Here is a 23,450-nt window from a genome sequence, read left to right as displayed (position 1 = left end):
GCCTGTCGGCTGTGCGCCGAGGCGTGATCCGGTGCTCATGCCGAGGCCTGACCTGGCATTCACGCCGAGACGAGCCCGGCACTCGACGTCTTCGGCACCCCAGCTGGCAGCCGGCGCCTGTCGGCTGTGCGCCGAGGCGTGATCCGGCGCTCATGCCGAGGCCCGACCTGGCATTCATGCCGAGACGAGCCCGCCACCCGACGCCCCCGGCACCTCACCCGGTGCCCTCCCGCCACCCCCCAGCATCCGGCGCCCCCAGCACACCCCCCCGCCTCCACTCTCCTTACCCCGTAGCCAGCAGCAACGTCCCCACCAACGCCAGCCCCGCTCCCGCCGCCTGGATCCCCCGCAACCGCTCACTCAGGAACCCGCGCGCGGCCAGTGCGGTCACCACCGGATACAGCGATGCCAGGACCGCCGCCACCGTCACCGGCCCATGCTGCGCGGCGATCGAGTACGTTCCGTTGGCCGCCACATCGGCCAGTCCCACGAAGGCCAGCGCCGGCAGCGAACCCCAGGGGAATCCGCCCGCCGGGAGCGCGACCCCGCCCCGCCGTACGGAGACGTAGAGCGCGGCCCCACCCGTGGCCACGTTCGTCACGCGCTGCACGAACAGCGCGAGGAAGAGGCCGGTCACGCTGCTGGACGCCTCCGCGATCAGTGCGAACACCGTGCCGAAGCCGAGCGCGGCGATCAGCGTCAGCAGGATCGTCTGGCGCTGCACGGGCGCGCCCCGCCACTGCGGACCGCCCGCGAGGACGACCCCGGTGACGGCGACCGCGATCCCCGCCGCCTGCATCAGACCGGGCCGTTCGCCGAGAAAGAGGCCCACCCCGACCGGTACGGCCACGCTCAGCGTCGCGAGCGGCGAGACGACGCCCATCGGGCCCAGCGCGAGTGCCTTGTAGAAACTGAACAGCGCGACCGGCCCGACCACCCCCGCCGCCAACGCGAACCACAGCCGCGGCCCGGCCTCGCTCCAGCCCCCGGTGGCCACCACGACCACGCCGAGCACGGCCGCCGCGATCCCCTGCGAGACCACGACCACCGTCAGCGCCGGGGTCCGTCGGGTCAGCAGCCCGCCGCCGAAGTCGGCTACTCCCCACAGGAGGCTGGTGGCCAGGGCGAAGAATGCTGTCGCGGGGTGCCTCGCAGTACAGTTCGGTGAACGATCGGGTGCACCACACCGTAGTTCGATCCATTGCACTCTGTCATCCATAATATTGAACCGAAGGTATGGGCGGAACGTGTCGGACCTCGACCTGCTGAACCAGTCCCTGGCTCGCAACGTCAAGCACTGGCGCTCGGTGCGCGGCTTCACCCTGGACGTGCTCGCCGCCCGGGCCGCTGTCAGCCGGGGCATGCTCATCCAGATCGAGCAGGCCCGGACCAACCCCAGCATCGGCACGGTCGTCAAGATCGGCGACGCGCTCGGCGTCAGCATCACCACCCTGCTCGACTACGAACAGGGCCCGAAGGTCCGCATCGTCCCCGCCGACCGCGCCGTGCGGCTCTGGCACACCGACGCCGGCAGCTACAACCGCCTCCTCGCCGGCACCGAGGCCCCCGGACCGCTGGAGATGTGGGACTGGCGGCTGATGCCGGGGGACTCCAGCGCCTCCGAACCCCACCCCACCGGCACCGTCGAACTGGTCCATGTCACCACCGGCGAGCTGACCCTCACCGTGGACGGGGAGGACCACCGCGTCCCGGCCGGCGCGAGCGCCACCTTCGAGGCCAACACCCCGCACACGTACGGCAATCAGGGCGACGTACCGATGGAGATGGTGATGGCGGTGTCGGTCCCGCCCGTGCACCGGGACACCCCGTGAGCCGCCGCCGTACGCCTGTTAGCGTGCCGTCATGCGCGCACCCATCGGACACTTCGACCACGCCACCCCGGCCCCCGACTGCCTCGACGAGCTGACCCGCCCGGTCGCCGACGCCGTGCGCGCCTGGCAAGGCAGTGTCCCCGCCGACCAGTTCGTCTACGTCGACACCGATCCCGCGTGGGCCGACACCGCCACCTTCGTCGAGCACTACGGCCGCGAGTTGCTGGAGCGGTCCGCGAACTGCGTGGTCGTGGCCGGGAAGCGCGGCGGCGCGACCATGCTGGCCGCGTGCGTGGTCCTGTCCACCACCCGCGTCGACGTGAACGGCGTCGTCCGCCGCCAACTCGGCGCCCGCAAGGCCTCGTTCGCGTCGATGGACACCGCTACCGGTGCGAGCGGCATGGAGTACGGCGGCATCACCCCCGTCGGACTCCCCGCCGACTGGCCGGTGTTGGTCGACTCGGCCGTCGTCGACCTGCCGTACGTCCTGGTCGGCAGCGGACGCCGCCGCGGCAAACTCCTCGTCCCGGGCAAGGCGTTCGCGGAACTCCCGGGCGCGGTGGTGCTGGAGGAGCTGGGCGTCGCCTGAGCCCCGAGCCGTAGAGATCCAGACTCACGCCATGGCGTGGTGGTGGGCCAACTCTCCATGCGGGTCGGCCTCGCCGGGCACCGGCGCCGGGTCGGCGTGCACGAGGGCAGCGGTGAGCCGCGGCACCGCGTGCAGCAGCGCGTGCTCCGCCGCTACGGCGACGGCGTGGGCCTGCCGTACCGTCGCCTCCCCGTCCACGACCACCGCTACCTCGGCGCGCAGCCGGTGCCCGATCCAGCGCAGCCTCAACTCGCCCACCCCGCGCACCCCTTCGACCTCCCGCACGGCGTGCTCGGCCCGGTCCACCAGGTCCGGATCGACGGCGTCCATCACGCGCCGGAACACCTCGCGCGCCGCGTCCCGCAGGACCAGCGCGATGGCGGCCGTGATCGCCAACCCCACGATCGGGTCCGCGAGTTGCCACCCCAGCGCCGAACCGCCGGCCCCGAGCAGCACGGCCAGTGAGGTGAACCCGTCGGTACGGGCGTGGAGTCCGTCGGCGACGAGTGCGGCCGACCCGATCTCCCGGCCGACCCGCATCCGGTACCGGGCCACCCACTCGTTGCCCACGAACCCGACGAGCGCCGCGACGGCGACCACCGGGACATGGGTCATGGGACGCGGATCGAGCAGCCTGTCCACCGCCGCCCAGGCCGCGAAGACGGCGGACGCGGCGATCGTCAGCACGATCGCGATCCCGGCGAGGTCCTCGGCGCGCCCGTAGCCGTACGTGAACCGGCGGGTCGCGGCCCGGCGGCCGAGCACGAACGCGATGCCGAGCGGTACGGCGGTCAGCGCGTCCGCCGCGTTGTGCACGGTGTCGCCGAGCAGCGCGACCGACCCGGACACGACCACCACGACCGCCTGCACGAGCGCGGTCACCCCGAGCACCGCGAGCGAGACCCAGAGCGCGCGCATGCCGCGGGCCGAGGACTCCAGGGCGGAGTCGAGTTTGTCGGCCGTCTCGTGGGAGTGCGGGGTGAGGAGGTGGCCGAGGCGGTGACGGATGCCTGTGGGGGAGTGGTCATGGGGATGCGGGTGGTCGTGGCCGTGGTCGTCGTGCGGGTGGGCGTGTTCGTGTTCGTGGTGATGCCGGTCGCTCACGTGGGTCCCCTTCCGGTGCGCGGGTGGACGTACGGCGCCCACAGGACCATTATGTGCGTATGAGCGCACGCATGCACCTATCAACTGCGCATGATGCGCACCCGCGCACCCCCGGCGAGGAACAGTTCGCGCTGGCCGCCGAACTCCTGGCCCTCCTCGGCGACCGCACCCGCCTGACCCTCCTGCACGCGCTGACGGCGGGCGAGTCCGACGTCAGCACCCTCACGGAGGCCTGCGACGCGGCCCGCCCGGCGGTCAGCCAGCACCTGGCGCGGTTGCGTCTGGCCGGTCTGGTCACCACGCGCAAGGAGGGCCGCCGGGTGATCTACGCCTTGAGCGACGGCCATCTGCGACGGCTCGTCGACGAGGCGTTGAACGTGGCGGACCACCGCCTCACCGACCGCCCGCCGCACGACTGACCGCCGTACAGCTGACGGCTGTACAACTGACGGCCGTAGCTCAGGAGTTGGGGTCCTCGCCCAGGTAGTTCTCCGCGAACGCGAGGCCCGCGGCCGGGGATTCGAAGACGCGGCGGAGGCGGGCGAGGGTGGTGCCCGCGCGGTACGGGTCGCCGGACGAGGTGCCGTGGTACACCTCGGAGAGCCACTGGGAGAACTCCTGGTAGTCCCATACGCGGCTCAGGCAGGCCTCCGAATAGCCGCCCAGGCCCGCGGAGTCGCCCTTCGTGACATACGCGACGAGCGCGTCGCCGAGCAGGAACGCGTCGTGCAGGGCGAGGTTCATGCCCTTCGCGGCGATGGGCGCGGTGAGGTGGGCCGCGTCGCCGGCGAGGTAGAGCCGGCCGAACACCATGGGTTCGACAACGTAGTTGTGCATGTCGAGCACGCGCTTCTCGATCAGCCGGCCCTCGGTCAGCGGCGGGGCGCCGGTCGCTGCGAGGCGGTGCTGGAGCTCTGACCAGACGCGTTCGTGGGGCCAGTTGCCGGGGTCGTCGCCGGGCGGGCACTCCAGGTAGTAGCGGGTGACCTCGGGACTGCGCGCCATGTGCCCGGCGAACCCGCGCGGATGGACACCGAACACCACACAGTCCGACGACGGCGGCGCCTCCGCGAGCAGCGCCAGCCAGCCGATGCCGTAGTCGTGCCGCGCGATCCGCGCCCGCTCCGGCGGCAGCGCGGCCCGGGTCACCCCGCGCGCACCGTCGCAGCCCGCCACGAAGTCGCCCCGCACGAGCTGCCGTTGACCGGTCTCCGGGTCGGTGTACGACACCGCCGGGCGATCGGAGTCGAGATCGTGCAGCTGGACGTCCTGGACGCCGAAACGGATCGCGCCGCCCCGCACGTCCGCGTACTCCCGCACCAGGTCCGTCACCAGCAACGGCTGCGGATAGACGAAGTGGTGATGCCCCGTCAACTCCGTGTAGGACAACCGGTGTCGCTGCCCGCCGAACCGGAACTCGCACTCGGTGTGCAGCTGCGCCCGCTCCAACAACCGCTCGGCAAGGCCCCGTTGTCGCAGCCCACGGACGGCCCACTCCTCGATGACGCCGGCCCGCGGCCGCTGTTCTATGAACTCCCGGGTCTCGCTCTCCAGCACCAGGCAGTCGATCCCGGCGGCGCGCAGGATGTTGCCGATGGTGAGTCCGGCGGGTCCGGCACCCACGACGACGACCGGAAAGTGGTGTGGGGAGGCGGAGTCGGGGTGGGGGGAGGCGAAGGTCACCGGACCATTATGACGGTGTCCAGACAGCCGAAAACCGGCCACCTGGACGACGGTGGCCGGTTCGGATTTCGCGGGGGAGGGTGCGGATCAGTGCGCGGGTGCGTCCGTGATGACGACCTCGTCGATGCTGCGCTCGATCTCCTCGGCCCGCGACGCGGTGGCCTTGGCCCAGTAGTAGATGACGAGGGAGAAGACCGCGACCACCGCGATGTCCCACCACAGTGCGATGTGACCCTGACCGCCGAAGCTGCCCTGCCACGAGATGACTCCGAGGCCCAGCAGATAGACCGGCAGCCACTGCGCGGCCTTCCAGTCCAGCCGGGGCGCGTCGGGCCGCTCGCTGGCCGTGGCGTACCAGGCGTAGGTGCCGAGCAGCATGTAGCCGAGGACAATGGCGACGCCGAGCCGCCACAGGGTGTCCCAGCCGGCCCAGTAGATGATGAGGTTGGCCACCACGAACGACAGCGGCGAGAGCACCTTGCCGAAGGGGAGCCGGTAGGGGCGCTCCAGTTGCGGCAGCCGGTCGGCGAACACGCCGTACGCCAGCGGGGCGCCGGCGTACATCAGGACGCTCGCCGAGGTGATGAACCCGACCAGCTCCTGCCAGCTCGGGAACGGCAGGAAGCAGACCACGCCGGTCACGAAGGAGATGATCAGGCCGAACCACGGCACGCCCCGCTTGTCTGTGTCGGCGAAGACCTTGGGCGCGTAGCCGTTCTTGGACAGGCCGTAGGAGACGCGTGAGGTGGCGGTGGTGTAGATCAGGCCGGTGCCACCGGGGGAGATGATGGCGTCGAGGTACAGCACGACGCTCAGCCAGCCGAGGCCCACCAGGGTCGCGAGGCCCGCCCAGGGGCCGCTGATGCCGGCGTACGCCAGCTTGGCCCAGCCGTGTGCGAAGGAACTGCCCGGGAGCGCGCCGATGAACACGACCTGGAGCAGGACGTAGATGGTCGCGCCGATGGCCACGGAGCCGAGGGTCGCGCGCGGCAGGTCCCGCTTGGGGTCGCGGCTCTCGCCGGCGAGCTGGATGGCCTGCTCGAAGCCCAGCAGGGCGAAGATGATGCCGCTGGAACTGATCGCGCTCAGCACACCCTTGGCACCGAACGGCGCGAAGCCGTGCGAGGTGAAGTTGCCCGGGTGGAAGTTGCCGACCGCGATGATGAATATCGTGGCGAGCGGCACAGCGATCTTCCACCAGGTCGCGGCGCTGTTGGTGTGTGCCAGGACCCGGACGCCCAGGAAGTTGACGACGACGAACACGGCCATGAGGAGGACGGCGACGAGGATCCCGCTGCCCGTCAGGGTCCCGTCGGTGTGCTGGAAACCCGTCGCCCAGGACCAGTGACCGGCGTAACCGATCATCGCCTCGACCTCGACCGGTGCCACGGTCGCGGCCTGCAGCCAGGAGAACCAGCCGAAGGACATACCGGCCAGGCCGCCGAAGGCGTAGTGCGGGTAGCGTGCCGTACCGCCCGCGACCGGGAACATGCCGCCGAGTTCCGCGTGGACCAGGGCCAGCAGCACGATCGCGACCGTGCCGATCAGCCAGGAGATGATCGCCGCCGGACCGGCCACCACCACGGCCTTCTCGGCGCCGTACAGCCACCCGGAGCCGATGATCGAGCCGACCGAGGCCCACATCAGTCCGATCAGTCCGACGTCCCGCCGCAGGCCGCTCGGATCTCTGGTGGCCTCTGGGATGGACTGGTCAACACTCACCATGTCAAGGGGCCTCTCGAAGTCAGCACGCATGCTTAACGGGCAAGAGGCCCCAGGCTAGGAATGAATGAAATAATTACAGAAGTCCGTTGCCTGAAATTTGACTTGGGCTGGAGAGCTTCTTTTACACAGTGATCGCACAGGTCTGCGCAGGTCAGCCGAGTCGCGGAATCTCGATCGCCGGGCAGCGGTCCATGACCATGTCGAGACCGGCGGCGCGGGTCCGGTCGTACGCGCCCTCGTCGATCACCCCGAGCTGGAACCAGACGGCCTTCGCACCGACGGCCACCGCCTCGTCGGCGACCGCGCCCGCGAGGTCGCTGTTGACGAACACGTCCACGACGTCGACCTCGAAGGGGATGTCGGCCAGGGAGGCGTAACCCTGCTCGCCGTGCACCGTCTCCGCCTTCGGGTGGACGGGCACGATGCGCTTGCCGTAGCGCTGGAGGACGTCGGCCACGCCGTGTGCCGCACGCCGTTCGTTCGACGACAGCCCCACGACGGCCCAGGTGTCGCCGGACTCGGTGAGGATCTTGCGGATCGTTGCTGAGTCGCCGTACATGCTCGGCCTCCTTGGGAATCGTGCGCGCCCGCTGCTCCCTGGGACAACAGCGGGCGGAGCACCGTGATTCCTCAGTCCGTGACGACGGACGTGTTGAGGCCCTTGTCGTAGTGGTTGTGCGCGACACGGATGCCCGAGCTGCCGTGGAAGACGAACAGCGGGGAGGTGTACGGCGGTTGGTCCGCCGGGGCCAGGCGGCGGACCGTGTTGCCGGTGAACGTGAAGCCGCCGACGCTCTTCGCGTCGACGACCGTCACGTCGCTGATGTCGAAGGAGTTGTGCTCGACCTTGATGTCGTGGTGGACCGGGTGCGCCGGGTCGACGACCTGGTTGGTCGGCTCGACGAAGATGACCGGGCCGGTGGGGCGGGTGAAGGTGTTGTCGCGGATCGTGAGGTCGGCGACCGGGCCGGACTCGTACCACTGGTAGGCGTCGGCGGAGACGTAGATGCTGGCCATGGACATCGCGTCGAAGCGGTTGCCGCTGATCAGGACCGGCTTGCGGGTGGTGACCAGGATGCCGCGCGTCGGTACGTCGCGGAACGTGTTGCCCGAGATGACGACCGACGGGGTGGCCGTGATGTTCTCGACGACCGTGCCGCCGATCTCGACCCCGGCGGGGACCGGCCGGTCGAAGGTGACGTTCATCGTGGTGAGGGACTTGGTGTGGTCCATGCCGCTGGGCCCGTCGACCGCCGTGACCTTCGCGTGCGGGTCCGCGACCGGGGTCATCGTGCGCTGCGTCGTGAACTCGACCTCGTCGCCGGGCGCGAACTGCGGGAAGCCCGCGGTCTGCGGGTGCTCGTAGGCGAGGGTGAGCGTGTTCGGCCCGGGCTGCCCGACGACCTCCAGGTAGGTGCCGTGGATGTTGATCGGGTCGTCGTGCGGGCCGTCGAAGAGGCTCCGGGTGATCGAGACCTTGCCCTTGACGCCGGACATCTGCACGAAGTCGGCGAACGAGGCCGTCGACCGGCCGGACCTCGGATCGGGCGCGAAGTTCACCTTGTCGATGGAGATGTTCTCGCTGAACTGGCCCACCACGCCGAAGGATTGGAGGTAGTAGGCGTTCATCGAGCGCATCGTGACGTTCTTGGACTGCCAGATGAAGGCGCCCGGTTCCGTCCGCTCGATCAGGCGCATCTGGTAGACGAGCCCGGCGTCCGTCGGCTGCGTCGCGGTGGTGTAGTCGATCCGGATCCGCCGGTCGCCGAGGTCGGTGACCGAGGAGACGTCGTCGAAGAGCGGGTTGTCGCCGCGCCAGGTCCGTTGCGCCTCGGGATCGTGGATCTGGGTGTACTGGAGTCCGTCCGTGCCCGACCAGTACGGCTGTCCGGTGGCCGGGCTCTTCTCGCCGAGCCAGGTGATGTGCGTGCCGTTCACCTCGTACGGGCTGCCGGCCGGGATCATCAGGACGCGGTAGGCGTGGGCGTCAGTGCCTACGGTGACCCCGGCGGTGGCGACGGTCGCGTCGATGACCTCGGGCGCCGCGTAGTCGAAGGAGAAGTTCTGGAACGTCACGTTGGTCGAGCGGATCGACGCGAACGCGGTCTGCAGACCGTGGTAGACGAGCTTCGCCCCACCGCCGTCGACGGTGACGTCGTGCATGTCCTCGACGAGCAGCCCGATCTTCTTGTCCCGGTAACGCTGGTCCGCGCCAACGGTGTTGGAGACGTACAGCTCACGCGTCTCGGCCCGCTCGGGGTAGAGCTGGTAGGTGCCCTTCGAGAACTCGATGCGCACCGCCCGCCCGTGATCGACGCTCTTGGCGTGCCGCAGCGCCGCGACGACCGCGGGCGTGGAGTCCGTCCGGCCGGAGGGGTCGGCCCCGAACGCGTCCACGTCGACCACCGCCACCGGCGTCGTTCTCTGCGCCGCGGCGACACGACCGCCGCCGCCCACGAGCAGCGCGAGCGCCACCCCGACAAACACGAACCGAGACCGAGACATAGCCCCTCCGAAGCATTCGTGATGCACGACCATGAGCCGCAAAACACCCGATGAATATACGGAGTTGCCGCCTATCGCCCGGCCGTAACTCCGACTGGAGTGTGCTTAGATCCGACCTCTAGGTCAATGGTCTGGACGAGTAGCCGGACGAGTATCCGGACGCGCGAGGGGAACTCAGGCCTTCGGCGCCCCGGTGCTCGCGCGGATCACCAGCTCGGGATCGAAGAGGAGCTCGCCGACGGGGACATCGCGATTGCCGACCAGGGCGAGGACGCTGCGGCCCGCCTCCGAGGCCAGCCGGTCGGCCGGCTGGCGGACCGTGGTGAGCGGCGGATCGACGAAGTCCATGATCATGGAGCCGTCGTAGCCGACGACCGACACATCACCCGGCACGTCGTACCCCTGCCGGCGCGCGCCGCGGATCGCGCCCAGCGCCATGTAGTCGCTGGCCGCGACGATCGCCGTGGCACCGCGCCCGAGCAGCGAGATCGCGGCGGACTGGCCGCCCTCCACGGTGTACGACTGCCGGACCACCCACTGCTCCGCGTCCTCGACACCACGCCTGGAGAGCGAGGCGACGAAGCCGCTGACGCGCCGGTCGGCCGGACGGTTGCCGACCGGGCCCGACGCCATGCCGATACGGCGGTGCCCGAGCCGGTGCAGATGGTCGACGGCCAGTTCGGCGGCGAGCAGATCGTCCGTGGAGAAGACCGGCGCCTCGCTCACACCCTCGAACCGGCCGTTGATCCCGACGAACGGGATCCTGCGCGACCGCAGCAGTTCGTACGCCGAAGGGTCCGCGCCCTCAAGGGTGTTGCTGGCCGAGAGGAACACGACGGCCGCGACGCCGCGGTCGGCGAGCGAGGTCACGAAGTCCAACTCCTGTACCCCGCCCGGGAAACACGGGCACAGGACCGTCTTCAGACCGTGCGGGGCGAGCACGGACTCGATGCGCTCGGCGACATCCGCGAAGAACGGATTGGAGACCAACTCCGTGACGACCGCGACGAGTTGCCCCCGGGTCTGCCGCTCGTACCCCAGGTCGGCCATCGCCTGCTCGACCGCCTCGCGGGTCTTGCGGGACACGCCCTGACGGCGGTTGATGACCCGGCTGACCGTGGCCTCGCTCACCTCCGCGCGCTCCGCGACCTCGGTGATGCCGACCTTCATGCGGTTCCCTCCGACCCTGACTTGCAAGAAGAGGATGAAAACTTCCAGCACATCCTGCCGTGCAAAGTAGCAGCAGAACTGCGTGTCTTCCATGTTTCTCGCGCATGACCATTGAATCGCCACTTCCGCCCCTGCTAGCTTTCCGGCCACCACGCGGCCCCCACCCCGCAGTGACCGAAGACCGGGAGACCCGATGAAGCCCTCAAGGCTCATGCTGCTCACCGCTGTTGCCCTGCTCGCCCCGATGGCTCCCGCTCTGTCGGCCACCGCGTCCGCCGCACCCCGCCCTCAACTCACCATCCCCGACCCGGGGTTCGAGAACGGCGGCACGGGCTGGACCTTCACCTCGGGTGCCGGCGTCGGCACCGGCAACAAGCACGGCGGCGAACGCTTCCTCTACCTCGACGCCGGAGCCGGCAAGAGCGCCCAGCTGACCATCGTCGCGCCCAGGAACGGGAGTTACGACTTCTCCGCGTGGATCGGGAGCGCAGGCACCGGCGGCACGTACACGATCCGGCGCAACGATGAGACCGTCCAGACGATCACCCTGCCGCAGCACCCCGGGTACGCCCGGTACACCATCAGCGACGTCGCGTTGAAGACCGGCGACCGGCTCCAGATCGAATTCGGCTCCGGCAGTGCCTGGGTCAACGCCGACGACCTGATGATCTCGCCCGCCGCGCCCGCCGACCCGAAGGTCACCTCGTCCGACCCCGAGGTCGTCGCGATGTTCGACTGGGCGCAGAAGAAGGCCAACAGCTGGGTCCAGCTCCCGGGCACCGTAGGCCCGATCAACGTCGACGAGTACCAGACCGGCGGCACCGGCACCGCGGCGTACGAGCCCACCTACTGGGCCGGATACGCCAACCGCAGCGCCTACTACTCCCGCGACATGACCCACCAGCTCGCCGGCGCCCACCTCATCGGGCTCGACGCCGAGAACGAGACGATGCTCCGCTCGTACGCGCGGTCGGCCACCGCCGAGCACAAGTACTTCCCGGTGTGGTCCCTCAACTTCGACGCCAAGACCTACCTGAGCATCGACTACAAGAGCCCGGACAATTTCGTCCGCGAGGTGCCGGCCACGTTCGAGCTCGTCGAGAAGGCGGCCCAGGCGTACCTGTGGACCGGCGACCGCAGATACGTCGACGACCCGGTGCTGTGGGACTTCTACCGGCACGCCACCGAGCAGTTCATCGACCTGCACAACTCCGCCAAGGACAACGGCAGGGTGAAGGTCGCCGAGGGCACGGGCCAGGGCATCTTCCAGGGCGCCGCCAGCTACAACGAGCAGGACGGCGACGGTCTCGCCGAGGCCGGGGACGGCATCGCCTCCGAGTACCAGGCCTACCTGGCGATGGCCGTGCTCGCCCGCGGCAGGGGCGACACCGCGCTGGCCAGGACCTACGACAAGCGTGCCGCCGACCTGAAGACGTACTTCAACGACGACTGGAGCGGCACCGGCAGCGGGGCCGACATGGTCCGCGCGTACACCACCTCCGGCACCCCGGTCACCGGCTGGGGCAAGGAGAACAGCGTCTTCATGCCGATGAAGCAGATCATCGACCCCGGCCCGCGCAACGACGCCTACCTCGACTACATCCAGGCGCAGGAGCTGGGACCGGACGGTTCGCCCAACATCGAGTCGACGACCTATCTGCCGGACATGTTCTTCAAGAACAACCGCCCCGACACCGCCTGGCAGTGGATGAAGAAGATCTACGGCGAGCGGGAGACCCAGCACGTCAACTCCAGCCAGGGCCCCGACGGGGACTACCCCGAGGTGTCGTTCACCCTGGTCAGCCAGACCGTGCAGGGCCTGATGGGAATCACTCCGGACGCGCCGAACCACAAGGTGACCACCCAGTCGCAGCTGCCGACCGGCATGAAGTGGCTCCAGGCGGCGGACGTCCCCATCGGCACGGGCACGGGCACGGTCACCGTCCGCCACGACGGCGCGACCAGGACCACCCTGACGAACAACTCCCGCAAGGGTTCCTACAGTTGGGAGGCCCGATTCCCGGGCGTCCACAAGAAGATCAAGGTCAACGGCGTTCCGCAGCACGTGCGCACCAAGGTGGTCAACGGCGTGACCTACACGTACGCGACGCCGACGGTACGGGCGGGGGCGACGGCGGTGGTGCAGGTGACCGACTGACGCGGGCACCGGGTCACCGAGGGCTCCGTAGCGCGACGGCGAGATCGTCGAGGTACCGCGCGACCGGGCCCAGGGTGAGCAGGCCGCTGCCCGCTCCGGCCGACTCGGCTGCGGCGGGCGTCAGTCCGGTGAGTGCGCGCTCCATCGTCGCCCGGTGGTCGACGGTGATTGCGGCGCGGGCGGCCAGGCACCAGAGGGCCTCGAAGAGGAGGTCGCGGGGTGGGTCCGGGAGTGAACTCAGGGCCGTCAGGGCTTCGTTGGGTCGGTCGTGGGCGAGCAGCACCAGCGGGCGAGCCCATGGCTCGTAGGGTCCCCAGTCGACGTTGGCGTCGGTCTGTGCGGGCTGCCCGTTCCGCAGCCGCAGGCACAGCAGGGCCAGTGGCAGCAGCCCGTGCTCCAGCCCGGGCATACCGGCTCCGTCCAGCCGAAGTGCCGCGCGCTGGTAGGCAGTTGCCACCTCGGTCCCGTGTGGGCTGCCGGTCGCGGAGAGCCGTAGAACCCGGTACCACTCGGTGAACACGCCCACCAGCGGCAGTTCATGACGCTCCGCCAGCCGGTCCGCAGCCGCCGCGTGTTCGTCGGCTCCGGTGAAGTCCGCGAGGGCGCTGCGGGACTGGAGCCGGATGAGATGCCCGAGCACCTCGTACGTGACCATGCCGTGCCGGGCCGACAGGGCGATCAACTCGGCGCCGATCGCATCCCGTTGAGGGGCCAGGCCAGCGCGGTGGAAGGTCTGCATGAACGTGCCGTTGAGGGCGAAGGCGAGCAGTGCGGGGTCGTTCAACCGGCGGGCGATGTCTTCGGCCTGGCGCGCGGCCTGGGGTCCGCGGGCGGAGCGGGTGCCGCGTGACTCCAAGGCGATCGTGGCCAACAGGCGGGCCCGCGTGGCGAGATGGGCCTCCGGTGGGAGCGCGGCCAGGGTGTGCTCGGCCGCGGCCACCGTGTCCGCCGCCTGCTGCGGGTCGTCGACGCGGGTCCAGATCGCGGGGACGTCGTAGGCGCCGATGACGCGGGCGGTGAGTTCCGGGTCGCCCAGTTCCCGCGCCGCCGTGATCGCCGCGAGGCGGTGTTGGCGGGCCGCCTTCAGGCCGCCGCCTCCGGTCACCGCGAGGTTGCGGAGGAGTCCCACTGTCGATTCCAGGCGGGCCGGGGCGCCGGATGCGACGGTTCGGTCATAGGCGGCGGTTGCGTCGGCCCATACGCGGTCGGCTGGACCGCTCGGATCTGACACGGGGCCGGGGCGCGAGGCATGGGTGGGCGAGGGCGCGTGGTCATGATGGGGGCCGAGGTCCAGGTGCGGCGCCTGATCGATGGGCGGACCGGGGTCCAGGTGCGCCGCATGGTCCAGGATGTCCGCCTCCAGGCGGCGCAGCGTCGGACCCGGGTCCGCGCCGAGTTGTTCTACGAGGAGGGTGCGTGCCCGGCGCAGTACCGCGAGCGCGTCGCCCTGGCGGCCGGTGCGGTAGAGGGCCAGCGTCAGCAGGCGCCAGGCGTCCTCGCGCCAGGGGTGCTCGGCGACGTGTGCGTCCAGGTCGGGAACAGCCTCCGCGGCCCGGCCCAGGGTGAGTTGGGTCTCGGCCCGGCGTTCGACGGCGTGCAGGCGGAGCTCGGTGAGGCGGGAGCGTTCCGCGCGGGCCCAGGTCTCGTCGCCGAAGTCGGCGTAGGCCGGGCCCCGCCACCAACTCAGCGCCTCCTCAAGCAGGTTGAGCGCGTGCGGGGCCGGCAGGGTCGCGGCGGCGGTCACCGCCCGTTCGAAGCGCCAGGCGTCCACGGCCTCGGGCCCGGCGCGCAGCGCGTACCCCGGGCCCTCTGTGACGAGCAGCCGGGCCGGAGTCCGCGGCGGGCGCTCCGGTTCCAGGGCCCGGCGCAGCGCGGCGACGAAGGTGCGGACCGCGCCCACCGCGTCGGCGGGCGGCTCGTCCTGGCCTGCCCACAGGTCGGCGACAAGGCGTGTCACCGGTACGACCCGACGCCGGGCGACCAGCAGCCGGGCCAGCACAGCCGGGTGCCGCGGGCCCTTCAGGGCGATCGTGTCCCCGGCGCCGTCCCAGGCCGCGACCGGCCCCAGCACCCCGAACGCGACCTCCATCGCCGACCACCCTTTCCGGGGCATCGCCCCAGGTCACCGTAGCGCGCTCATTCGTTGCTCATCGGCGCGCGGCAGGCTCGGCGGCATGTCAACGACCATCCCCGGCTTCACCTACCACCGCGTCCCCGTCGCGGACGGCGTCACCCTCAACGCCGCCGTCTCCGGCTCGGGCAGCCCGATCGTGCTGCTGCACGGCTTCCCGCAGACCCACCTGATGTGGCGCCATGTCGCCGCCGACCTCGCGGCCGACCACACCGTGATCTGCCCCGACCTGCGCGGCTACGGCGCGAGCGACAAGCCCGCCGAGACCGACGGCTCCGGTTACGCCAAGCGCACCATGGCGGCGGACGTCGTCGCGCTGGCCCGCGCCCTGGGCCACGACCGTTTCGCGCTCGCCGGGCACGACCGCGGCGCCCTGGTCGCCTTCCGCGCCGGACTCGACCACCCCGGCACGATCAGCCACCTCGCCTGCCTCGACGTACTCCCCACGCTGGACATGTGGGACGTCATGCACGGCGTCACCGCAGCCGTCGGCTTCCACCTCTACCTGATGGCCCAACCCCCGGGCCTGCCCGAGCAGTTGATCGCCGCCGCGCCCGACGCGTTCTTCGGTCACTTCCTCGACCTCTGGACCAACGACCCGTCGGCGGTCCCCGCCGGCATCCGCACCGCCTACCTCGACGCCTGCCGCGCCGCGGTCCCCTCGATCGTGGCCGACTACCGCGCCTCCGCCGGCATCGACGTCACCCACGACCGGGCCGACCGGGACGCCGGCAACCGGCTGCGGATGCCGGTCGCCGTCCTCCAGCAGGACTGGGGCGCGGCTCTCGGCTTCGACGCGGCGGCCCTGTGGAGCGCCTGGGCACCGGACCTGCGGCACGAGACCGTGACCTGCGGCCATTTCATGGCGGAGGAGGACCCGGCCGGCGTGGCGAAGACACTGCGGGAGCTTGTCGCCGCCCGCTGAACCGGTGCGCCTCAGGGGGTCCTCGCGGTCACGGTGAAGTCGACGTCCTCGCCGACAGCCGAGACCCCGTGGAAGGCGGCGCCGGCGTGCAGTCGGTTGGCGCCCGCCGGGAGGGGGGTGTCCGGCGTGCACGACCAGGTGCCGTCGATGCGCGCGACCTCCGCGCACACCGTGCGCTCTGCGGCGTCAAGGACACTCACCCGCGCCCCCGGATAGGAGGTCCCGGCGAGCCGCGCCGCGCCGGACACGAACGTGCCGCCCGCCGGTTCGGTCAGCGTCGGCACGGGCATGCCCACGGTCACGGTGCACCTGCCGGACGCGCGACGGGCTCCGCCCGCGTCGGTCAGCACGACGGCGCACCCGGGCAGCCGCGTCCCCGGCACCGCCCGCGCGTCCACGGCGAGCGCGAACGGATACCCGCCGTCCTTCCACGAACCGGGCCCCGAGTCACGGACGTAGGTGTACGTGCCGCTCGTACCGTCGGCGGTCACCTCGCCCTGGAACCGTGCCGTGTCGGCGAGGGGCGTACCGGTGACCCGGGCCCCGGCGGGCGCGGTCAGCCGCAGCGAGGACCCGGCCGGCAGGTCGGCACCGTCGTACCCGCTGATCTCCACCAGCCCGGACCGCCCCGGCACGATGGTCACCCCGCCACCCAGACCCCGTGCGGAGAACTCCCCGGAGTCGGCGCGGAGCGGCGCGGCCGTGGCGGCGGCGACACCGGTCGGGAGGAGCGCGACGGTCAGCAGGAGAAGCAGCAGCCGACGTCGGACGGGCATCGGCGACAGGGATCCGTGGGGGAACGTACGGCGGTCGGTCATCGGAACTCTCCGGGATCGTCTCGGCGGGCTGCTGGTCGGTGCTCCCACCCCACACGCCCCACCGGCCTCGGCGAAAGGCGGGATGGGCGAACGGGCGAACGCCGACGGGGTCACGCACCTCGGTGTACCGGACAGACCGGGGTGAATCCCGCCAGCTCAGCCGGAACAGAGCGAACATGCATGCGTACGGCCCTCCGCCCGCCTACGCTCAGGCCGTGCTGCGCATCACCGACGCCCGAACCGGCGAGCCCGTCGAAGCCGCCCCCGCCCGCCGTGGCCTGACCAGGGTCGAGGCGCACGCGTCGGGCCTGGCACCCACGACACTACGAGTGCTCCTCATTTCGGACCTCCTCGTACGCGCCCTGGAACTCGGCGGCACCCCCGTGTGGTCGCTCCTCACCGGCGACCACCAGCAGGCCGAACTCCGCGCCGCGGCACGGGCCTTGGGCATACGGCCCTTCGAGGACGGCGGAGACCTCGGCTCCGGACTGGGCGAGGCCCAGGTCCTCCACGTGGCGACGGAGGGCGTCGAGACACCCGGGGGAGTCCTGGTGGCCGTGGCACCCGTCGATTCCCCCACGGCCGCCGCGCCCGGCCTCTCCGACCCGGGCGCGCTCCGCCTCGCCCTGCTCTCGCACCCCCGTGACCTGCCGGTACGGCTCGACGCGGACGTCCTGGAGGAGGCGCGGCGGACGCTGGCGCACTGGCGCGGTTCCGTCGCCGACTGGGCGCGGCGGCCCTCGCGGCCGGTGCCCGACGAGGTGCGTGCGGAGCTGCGGACCGCCTGGGAGGACGACCTGAACGTGCCCGAAGTCCTGGACGTGCTGCGCCGGGTGGAGGCCTGGCCCGATCTGGCGGACGGCGCCCGCTTCGAGACGTACGCCTACGCGGACCGGCTCCTCGGGCTCGAACTCACCCGTGACATCGGGTCGTTGGCGTGAACGCCCGCGCCGGGGCCCGTCCGTTGCGCCGCCTCGTCGTGCTGCGGCACGCCAAGTCCGCCTGGCCGGAGGGCGTTCCCGACCACCAGCGCCCCCTCGCCCCGCGCGGGCGCCGCGACGCCCCGGCCGCCGGTATCGCCCTCGCCGAGACCGACTCCCTGCCGGACCTCGCCCTGTGCTCCACGGCCGTACGGGCGCGCCAGACCTGGGAGTTGGCGTCCGCCGAGTGGGGCACCCCGCCGCCGGTGCGGTACGAGCCGGGGCTGTACGCGGCCGACGTACCGGAACTTCTCGACGCCGTCCACCAAGTGCCGCCCGAGGTCGAGACGTTGCTCCTGATCGGGCACAACCCCGGCCTGGAGGAACTAGTCCTCGACCTCGCCGGCGACAGCCTCGACGACGCGCTCGACGAGGTCCGCGTGAAGTTCCCGACCTCGGCGATCGCGGTGCTGGCCTGGCACGGCAGCACGTGGCAGGAACTCGCCCCGGGCACAGCCCTGTTGACGGGCATGACCGTGCCGAGGGGCAGGAAGAGGTGAGACTTCAGGGCCGCACCGGGCAGTCGCCGTGCTCGATCCTCACCCGCGGGGTGGAGAGCCGGGTGCCGCCCACCGCCCAGCGCTACGGCATGGGCGTGCTGACCTTCGGGCCGCTCAACTCCGGCGGGCTGTCGGGGCGTTCGGATCCCACCGCCGGGCACCGCAGCGCCGGCGCGGGGGCGAAGATGTTCGACCTCAGCCGGCCGGGCGTGCGGGCCAAGGCCGACGCCGCGCGCGAACTGGCCGCGCCGGCCGCCGAGGCCGGACTGCCGCTGCCCATCTGGCGACCGCCTTCGTGCGGACCCATCCGGCGGTCTCCGCGGTACTCATCGGCCCGCGCCGCCCCGACCAGCTGACCGACCTCCTCGCCGCGGCCGGCGTGGAACTCGGCGACGACGTCCTCGACCGCATCGACGTGAATCCTGGCGACTTCTACATCGACCCCACCCCGCCGATCACCGACAAACGCCTGCGCCGCCGCTGGCTCACTGCCGCTGACAGTCGACGTCCTTGCCGTGAGCGGCCGTTCAGCCGACGTGGACGCGCGGCCGCCGTTCTGGGTCCGGTTCCGCGCGGCGCAGGACCTCGCGGGTCACCGGTGCCACCTCGCCGTCGCCGAAGACGAGGAAGCGGATCAGGTGGCTGACCGGGTTGCCCTCGGTCCAGGTGAAGTAGGCGTGCGGGACCTCGTCGGTGCGGTCGCGCAGCGAGAGGAGGACGGCGGCGATCGCGTTGGGGACCGTGGGGCCCTCGACGCGGAGTCGGCGTACTCCGTACTTCTCGTCGCCGTGCACGGAGATGTCCGCGGAGAAGTCCGAGGAGTCGCGGAGGAACACCTCCAGGAACAACACCGGCCCGCCGTCCGGGATATGGGTCTCCTCGCGCTGGCTGTACTCCTTGGCGCGGTACTCACGGGTGCTGTGTTCCTGAGGCTCGTTCGCGATCAGCCGGAGCGGACCGCGGCGTGCCGCCTCGTCGATGAAACGGGACGCCTTGTCGTCGAACGTGATCTCGGCGGCGCGGAGTTCGAAGGCGCGGTGCACGCGTGAACCGAACGACGTCACCAGGATCAGCACGATGAAGATGCCCGCGATCTTGATGCCGTCGGGCCGTTCGATGACGTTCGTGACGAGTGTGTACGCGAACACGGCGGTGATCACGCCGAACCCGAGCGTGGCCTTCCGATGGCCCCGCTTGTGCACGGTGACCGTCGAGGCGAAGGCCGCGGAGAGCATCAGCACCAGCACACCCGTCGCGTACGCGCCGCTCTGCGCGTCGACGCTCGCGTGGAACCACAGGGTGATCAGGACGGCCGACACCATGAAGACCAGGACCAGGGGGCGCACCGCCCCCGTCCACTCCGGCGCCATGCCGTAGCGCGGCAGATAGCGCGGTACGAGGTTCAGCAGGCCGGCGAGTGCGGAGGCGCCCGCGAACCACAGGATCGCGATCGTCGAGACGTCGTAGAACGTGCCGAAGACCTGGCCCAGATGCTCGTGCGCGAGATAGGCGAGCGCACGGCCGTTCGCCGGGCCGCCCGCCTTGAACGCGCTCTGCGGGATCAGGATCGTCGTCGCCAGGCTGGACAGCAGCAGGAAGCCGGACATGATCAGGGCGGCCGTGGTGAGCAGCTTCCGGGTCTCGCGGATCCGGCCCGTGGGCTTCGCCCAGGTGTCCGTGTCATCGCCCTTGACCTGCGGCATCACCGCCACACCGGTCTCGAAGCCGGACATGCCGAGCGCGAGTTTCGGGAACACGAGCAGCGCGACCCCGACCATCGCCAGCGGTGAGGAGTGCGCGGCCGTCATCGCGTCCGTCCAGTCGCCGATCTTCACCGGATGGCTCAGCACCTCCCAGGCGGACACCGCGAGCACCACCACGTTGAGCGTGAGATACACGCCCACCAGCACCACGGCGATCCCGATGGCCTCCCGGAACCCCTTGAGGAAGACCGCGCCCAGCGCCCCGACGAGCACCAGCGTGATCCACGTGTTCCCGCCGTGCATCCAGCCCGGCGCGAACGGGTTCTCCACGACGTGCGCCGCCGCGTCCGCCGCCGACAGGGTGACCGTGATCATGAAGTCAGTCGCCGCGAAGCCCAGCAGCACCAGGACGAAGATCTTCCCCGACCACCACGGCAGCAGCCGTTCCAGCATGGCGATCGACCCCTCGCCGTGCGGGCTCTCGTGCGCCACCCGCCGGTAGACCGGCAGCGCCCCGAGGAGGGTCAGCCCGATCAGTACGACGGTCGCCAGCGGGGACAGCAGTCCGGCCGCGAGGGCGGCGATGCCCGGCTGGTAGCCGAGGGTGGAGAAGTAGTCGACGCCGGTCAGACACATGACCCGCCACCAGCGGTGACCCTCGTGCTCCGGGTTCGGGGTGGCGTGCGGGCCCGGATGCCGGGCGCTCTGCTCGCTCAGACCGTCCAGGAGCCAGGCCCGGCAGCGCTCCGCGGCGGACCCGGAACCGCCGGACGCCGTGGTCTCCGTAGGGTCCACCTGCGCGCCGGTCATGCTGGGGACTCCCTGTGATCGGACGAACCTGCCCGGTGCCCGGGCAACGAGGAGCGAGTATCCACCACATCCTTGCCCGTACCCGGACCGGGGGCGACCTCCGATCCTGCGCATAGGCTGGCCGGATGCAGGACGAGTACCGCACAGTGGCCCGCCCGGGCGTGCACGAGACCGAGGTCAACCGCTCCCGCTTCCTGTGCGCCCTCGCCCCGGCGGCCACCGAACAGGAGGCCCAGGACGTCATCGCCCGCATCCGCAAGGACCACACGGACGCCTCCCACAACTGCTTCGCCTACGTCATCGGCGCCGACGCCGCGATCCAGAAGGCGGGCGACGACGGCGAACCCGGCGGCACGGCAGGCGTCCCCATGCTCCAGATGCTGCTGCGCCGCGACATGCGGTACGTCGTCGCCGTCGTCACCCGCTACTACGGCGGCGTCAAGCTCGGCGCGGGCGGCCTCATCCGGGCCTACGGCGGCTCGGTCGGCGAGGCCCTCGACTCCCTCGGCACGATCACCCGCCGCCGCTTCCGCCTCGCCACGGTGACCGTCGACCACCAGCGCGCGGGCAAGATCCAGAACGACCTGCGCGCCACCGGCCGCGAGGTCCGGGACGTCCGCTACGGCGAGGAGGTCACCATCGAGATCGGTCTGCCGGACGCCGAAGTGGACGCGTTCCGGGGGTGGTTGGCGGATGCGACGGCGGGGACGGCGGGGCTGGAGCTGGGCGGCGAGGCGTACGGGGACGCATGAGGGGCTTGGGGCCTTGACGGTACGTCAGGGAGATCCGCAGCTGATGGCGCGTCAGGAGGCCCAAGCCCAGACCTGGTTGGAGTTGCCCGCGCAGCCGAAGGTCTGGACGGTCTGACCGTCCCTGCCCGACTCGGAGGCCTCCGCGTCCAGACAGAAACCGTCCGGGGCGCTGACCAGGGTCCCGGCGCCGCCCAGTCGCCACCGCTGCGCGCTCAGCCCGTCGCAGCTCCTGACCCGGATCTTCGAGAAGTTCTGGCCCACCGTGCTCGCGTCGGCGTCCAGGCAGGCGTGGTTGCCCTGATTGACCACCAGGTACTGGGAGGTGTGCCCGGGCACCCGGAACAGCGCCCACTTCTGCGGTGCCGTGCCGTTGCACGCCCACACCTGTACCGCGGTGACGTGCGCGTCGAGGCACCGGGCGGCATCGGCCGTGTGGACGCTCTCGGTCACTGTCACCGTGCCGGCGCGGACCGGCCCGCGTTCCGTGCCGTACAGCAGCTTCGCGGTCTGCGCGTCGACCGTGCCGCTGGCGGTGGTCCCGGCCTCGGTCTGGAAGACCTTCAGCGCGTCGACCGTCGACTTCCCGAACTCGCCGTCGACCGTGACGTGCAACCCGTAACCGGCGAGCAGGAGTTGGAGCGCCTTGACGCAGTCGCCGTGGGAGCCCGAGGTGAGTTCGGTGACGCAGGAGGAGAGCCGGATGTCGAGGTTCGCGGGATCGCGGGTGACCGGCGCGCTCGTCGGGCTCTGCGACGCCCCGCCCTTCGTCGCCGACGCGGAGGCGGCCGTACTCGGCGAACTGCCCGGCCCCGAGGGAGAGTTCTCCGGTACGGCGAGTGCCGGGGGCGTCCCCGGTCCGGGACCGGCCGACGTCCCGCTGCCGTCGTGGTGCAGCAGGAGCAGCGTCGCGGTGATGCTGCCGGCGACGAGAAGGGCGGCCCCGGCGACGGCGGCCGCGATCAACTTCCCGCGTTTTCCAGGAGTGTTCGCGTGTTTCCGGGACGTGGTGGGCGGGTCCGGGGGTGCCGCCGAAGGGTGGGCCGCGGGTGGCTCGACGGGGGAGGACCTGCGCTGGGGGGTGACCCGTGGAGGACCGCCGGCCGGTGCGGACAGCTGATGCCCGATGGCCGTTCTGAACACCGCCTCGGGTAACGGCCGCAGCTCGGGGTCCTTGTCCAGGCAGGTGCGGATGAACGCGGCCAGCTCCGCGTCGACGCCCGCGACCTTGTCGAGGACGTCCTTCCGGGGCGGGTCGAACGCCACCCGGTGCAGCACGTCGACGCCCGTGCCGTCGCCGAACGGGGCCTCCCCGGCGACGGCGTAGGTGAGCGTGGAGGCCAGCGAGAAGACGTCGGAGGCGGCGGTGACCTCCTGGCCGCGCACCTGCTCCGGGGACATGTAGGCGGGGGTGCCGACGTTCTGGCCGGTGACGGTGATCGAGGTGCCGTCGCCGGCCTGGACGACACCGAAGTCGATGACGCGGGCGCCGTCGGCACCCAGGATGACGTTGGACGGCTTGAGGTCGCGGTGCACGATCCCCGCGCGCCAGATCGCCTCGATCGCCCGCCCCACGTCGGCCAGCAGCCGCCAGGCGGCCGCCACGTCGACCGGCCCGCGCGCGTCGACCAGCTCCGCGAGGGTGGGCCCGGGTATGTACTCGGTGGCGACCCACACCAGGTCCTCGTCGCAGCCGCTGCCCAACAGCCGTACGATGTGCGCCCCTTGGATCCGGCCCAGCGCGCCGACCTCGCGCTCGAAGCGCTTGCGGAACAGCGGGTCCTCCGCGTACTCGGGCCGGATCACCTTCACGGCGGCCGGGCCCGTGGCGCCGGTGGCGTCGCGGCCCAGATAGACCCGGCCCATCCCGCCGCTGCCGAGCACCGACGTCAACCGGTACGGACCCGCCTGGCGCGGGTCGCTCTTCCGCAGGGGCACCACGGGAGGCGGCTCCATCCCCGCCGCCGCATAGGCCATCGTTTCGGACCGACCGCGGAACTCGACTGGCATGGGAACCCTGTGTCTCTCGCGTGGTGCGTGTGACGTGAGATTAGCGCAGCACATGTGT

Annotated in this window: 20 protein-coding genes; 9 read left to right on the top strand and 11 right to left on the bottom strand. The window is 71.2% G+C overall.

What is annotated here, in order from left to right:
• Window positions 1-283: 283 nt before the first annotated feature.
• Window positions 284-1,198, bottom strand: a complete 915-nt coding sequence (locus ACGFY9_RS13105; RefSeq protein ID WP_393753889.1) for a DMT family transporter — start codon at window positions 1,196-1,198, stop codon at window positions 284-286.
• A gap of 49 nt (window positions 1,199-1,247) precedes the next feature.
• On the opposite strand from ACGFY9_RS13105, the gene ACGFY9_RS13100 reads away from it, so the two are divergent.
• Together ACGFY9_RS13100 and ACGFY9_RS13095 are read left to right on the top strand one after the other, a co-directional pair.
• Window positions 1,248-1,832: a helix-turn-helix domain-containing protein gene (locus ACGFY9_RS13100; RefSeq protein WP_393753792.1), complete on the top strand. Its 585-nt coding sequence runs from the start codon at window positions 1,248-1,250 to the stop codon at window positions 1,830-1,832.
• Between the two features lie 31 nt (window positions 1,833-1,863).
• Window positions 1,864-2,421 (top strand): YbaK/EbsC family protein, encoded by a 558-nt coding sequence (locus tag ACGFY9_RS13095; RefSeq protein ID WP_393753791.1) that lies wholly within the window; start codon window positions 1,864-1,866, stop codon window positions 2,419-2,421.
• A 24-nt stretch (window positions 2,422-2,445) separates the two neighbouring features.
• Here the strand turns inward: ACGFY9_RS13095 and ACGFY9_RS13090 are convergent, their stop codons facing one another.
• Complete coding sequence (locus ACGFY9_RS13090; RefSeq protein ID WP_393753790.1) at window positions 2,446-3,525, bottom strand: cation diffusion facilitator family transporter; 1,080 nt, start codon at window positions 3,523-3,525, stop codon at window positions 2,446-2,448.
• A gap of 59 nt (window positions 3,526-3,584) precedes the next feature.
• Here ACGFY9_RS13090 and ACGFY9_RS13085 point away from each other — a divergent pair, with 59 nt between their 5' ends.
• Window positions 3,585-3,944 carry an ArsR/SmtB family transcription factor gene (locus ACGFY9_RS13085; RefSeq protein ID WP_393753789.1) on the top strand — a complete coding sequence of 120 codons (360 nt, stop codon included), beginning with the start codon at window positions 3,585-3,587 and terminating at the stop codon, window positions 3,942-3,944.
• Window positions 3,945-3,984: 40 nt separating this feature from the next.
• On the opposite strand, the gene ACGFY9_RS13080 is transcribed toward ACGFY9_RS13085, so the two are convergent.
• The 5 genes from ACGFY9_RS13080 to ACGFY9_RS13060 form a co-directional block, all read right to left on the bottom strand.
• Window positions 3,985-5,208 (bottom strand): 4-hydroxybenzoate 3-monooxygenase, encoded by a 1,224-nt coding sequence (locus ACGFY9_RS13080; protein ID WP_393753788.1) that lies wholly within the window; start codon window positions 5,206-5,208, stop codon window positions 3,985-3,987.
• Between the two features lie 87 nt (window positions 5,209-5,295).
• A complete protein-coding gene (locus tag ACGFY9_RS13075; protein ID WP_393753787.1) occupies window positions 5,296-6,933 on the bottom strand; it encodes an APC family permease in 1,638 nt (545 codons plus the stop codon).
• 151 nt (window positions 6,934-7,084) lie between these two features.
• Window positions 7,085-7,492 (bottom strand): CoA-binding protein, encoded by a 408-nt coding sequence (locus ACGFY9_RS13070; protein ID WP_393753786.1) that lies wholly within the window; start codon window positions 7,490-7,492, stop codon window positions 7,085-7,087.
• Window positions 7,493-7,563: 71 nt separating this feature from the next.
• Entirely contained in the window at window positions 7,564-9,438 is a 1,875-nt protein-coding gene (locus tag ACGFY9_RS13065) for a right-handed parallel beta-helix repeat-containing protein (protein WP_393753785.1), read from the bottom strand.
• Window positions 9,439-9,612: 174 nt separating this feature from the next.
• Window positions 9,613-10,608: a LacI family DNA-binding transcriptional regulator gene (locus tag ACGFY9_RS13060; protein ID WP_393753784.1), complete on the bottom strand. Its 996-nt coding sequence runs from the start codon at window positions 10,606-10,608 to the stop codon at window positions 9,613-9,615.
• A 193-nt stretch (window positions 10,609-10,801) separates the two neighbouring features.
• Between ACGFY9_RS13060 and ACGFY9_RS13055 the strand changes: the two genes are divergently transcribed.
• Window positions 10,802-12,766, top strand: coding sequence for a hypothetical protein (locus ACGFY9_RS13055; RefSeq protein WP_393753783.1), 1,965 nt, complete (start codon window positions 10,802-10,804; stop codon window positions 12,764-12,766).
• Between the two features lie 13 nt (window positions 12,767-12,779).
• On the opposite strand, the gene ACGFY9_RS13050 is transcribed toward ACGFY9_RS13055, so the two are convergent.
• The gene (locus ACGFY9_RS13050; RefSeq protein ID WP_393753888.1) at window positions 12,780-14,855 is read right to left on the bottom strand and encodes a BTAD domain-containing putative transcriptional regulator; all 2,076 of its coding nucleotides are present in this window, start codon (window positions 14,853-14,855) and stop codon (window positions 12,780-12,782) included.
• An 85-nt stretch (window positions 14,856-14,940) separates the two neighbouring features.
• On the opposite strand from ACGFY9_RS13050, the gene ACGFY9_RS13045 reads away from it, so the two are divergent.
• Window positions 14,941-15,822 carry an alpha/beta fold hydrolase gene (locus tag ACGFY9_RS13045; protein ID WP_393753782.1) on the top strand — a complete coding sequence of 294 codons (882 nt, stop codon included), beginning with the start codon at window positions 14,941-14,943 and terminating at the stop codon, window positions 15,820-15,822.
• An 11-nt stretch (window positions 15,823-15,833) separates the two neighbouring features.
• Here the strand turns inward: ACGFY9_RS13045 and ACGFY9_RS13040 are convergent, their stop codons facing one another.
• Window positions 15,834-16,598 (bottom strand): carboxypeptidase regulatory-like domain-containing protein, encoded by a 765-nt coding sequence (locus ACGFY9_RS13040; protein ID WP_393753781.1) that lies wholly within the window; start codon window positions 16,596-16,598, stop codon window positions 15,834-15,836.
• 218 nt (window positions 16,599-16,816) lie between these two features.
• On the opposite strand from ACGFY9_RS13040, the gene ACGFY9_RS13035 reads away from it, so the two are divergent.
• The 3 genes from ACGFY9_RS13035 to ACGFY9_RS13025 are packed head-to-tail and all read left to right on the top strand — an operon-like array spanning window position 16,817 to window position 18,476.
• Entirely contained in the window at window positions 16,817-17,581 is a 765-nt protein-coding gene (locus ACGFY9_RS13035) for a hypothetical protein (protein ID WP_393753780.1), read from the top strand.
• Entirely contained in the window at window positions 17,578-18,120 is a 543-nt protein-coding gene (locus ACGFY9_RS13030; RefSeq protein WP_393753779.1) for a SixA phosphatase family protein, read from the top strand. Before ACGFY9_RS13035 ends, ACGFY9_RS13030 begins: the two co-directional genes overlap by 4 nt.
• Window positions 18,117-18,476, top strand: coding sequence for a hypothetical protein (locus ACGFY9_RS13025; protein WP_393753778.1), 360 nt, complete (start codon window positions 18,117-18,119; stop codon window positions 18,474-18,476). The genes ACGFY9_RS13030 and ACGFY9_RS13025 overlap by 4 nt, the downstream gene beginning before the upstream one ends.
• Window positions 18,477-18,647: 171 nt before the next feature.
• Here the strand turns inward: ACGFY9_RS13025 and ACGFY9_RS13020 are convergent, their stop codons facing one another.
• A complete protein-coding gene (locus ACGFY9_RS13020; RefSeq protein ID WP_393753777.1) occupies window positions 18,648-20,633 on the bottom strand; it encodes an amino acid transporter in 1,986 nt (661 codons plus the stop codon).
• Between the two features lie 125 nt (window positions 20,634-20,758).
• Between ACGFY9_RS13020 and ACGFY9_RS13015 the strand changes: the two genes are divergently transcribed.
• The gene (locus ACGFY9_RS13015) at window positions 20,759-21,385 is read left to right on the top strand and encodes a YigZ family protein (RefSeq protein WP_393753776.1); all 627 of its coding nucleotides are present in this window, start codon (window positions 20,759-20,761) and stop codon (window positions 21,383-21,385) included.
• A 51-nt stretch (window positions 21,386-21,436) separates the two neighbouring features.
• Here the strand turns inward: ACGFY9_RS13015 and ACGFY9_RS13010 are convergent, their stop codons facing one another.
• Window positions 21,437-23,323 (bottom strand): protein kinase, encoded by a 1,887-nt coding sequence (locus tag ACGFY9_RS13010; protein WP_393753775.1) that lies wholly within the window; start codon window positions 23,321-23,323, stop codon window positions 21,437-21,439.
• Between the last annotated feature and the right edge of the window lie 127 nt (window positions 23,324-23,450).

Origin of the sequence: Streptomyces sp. NPDC048504 (assembly GCF_043200035.1) — a bacterium.
Taxonomy (GTDB): domain Bacteria; phylum Actinomycetota; class Actinomycetes; order Streptomycetales; family Streptomycetaceae; genus Streptomyces.
Note: the sequence above shows the minus strand (reverse complement) of the source record. Positions and strands in the feature narration are given on the sequence as shown.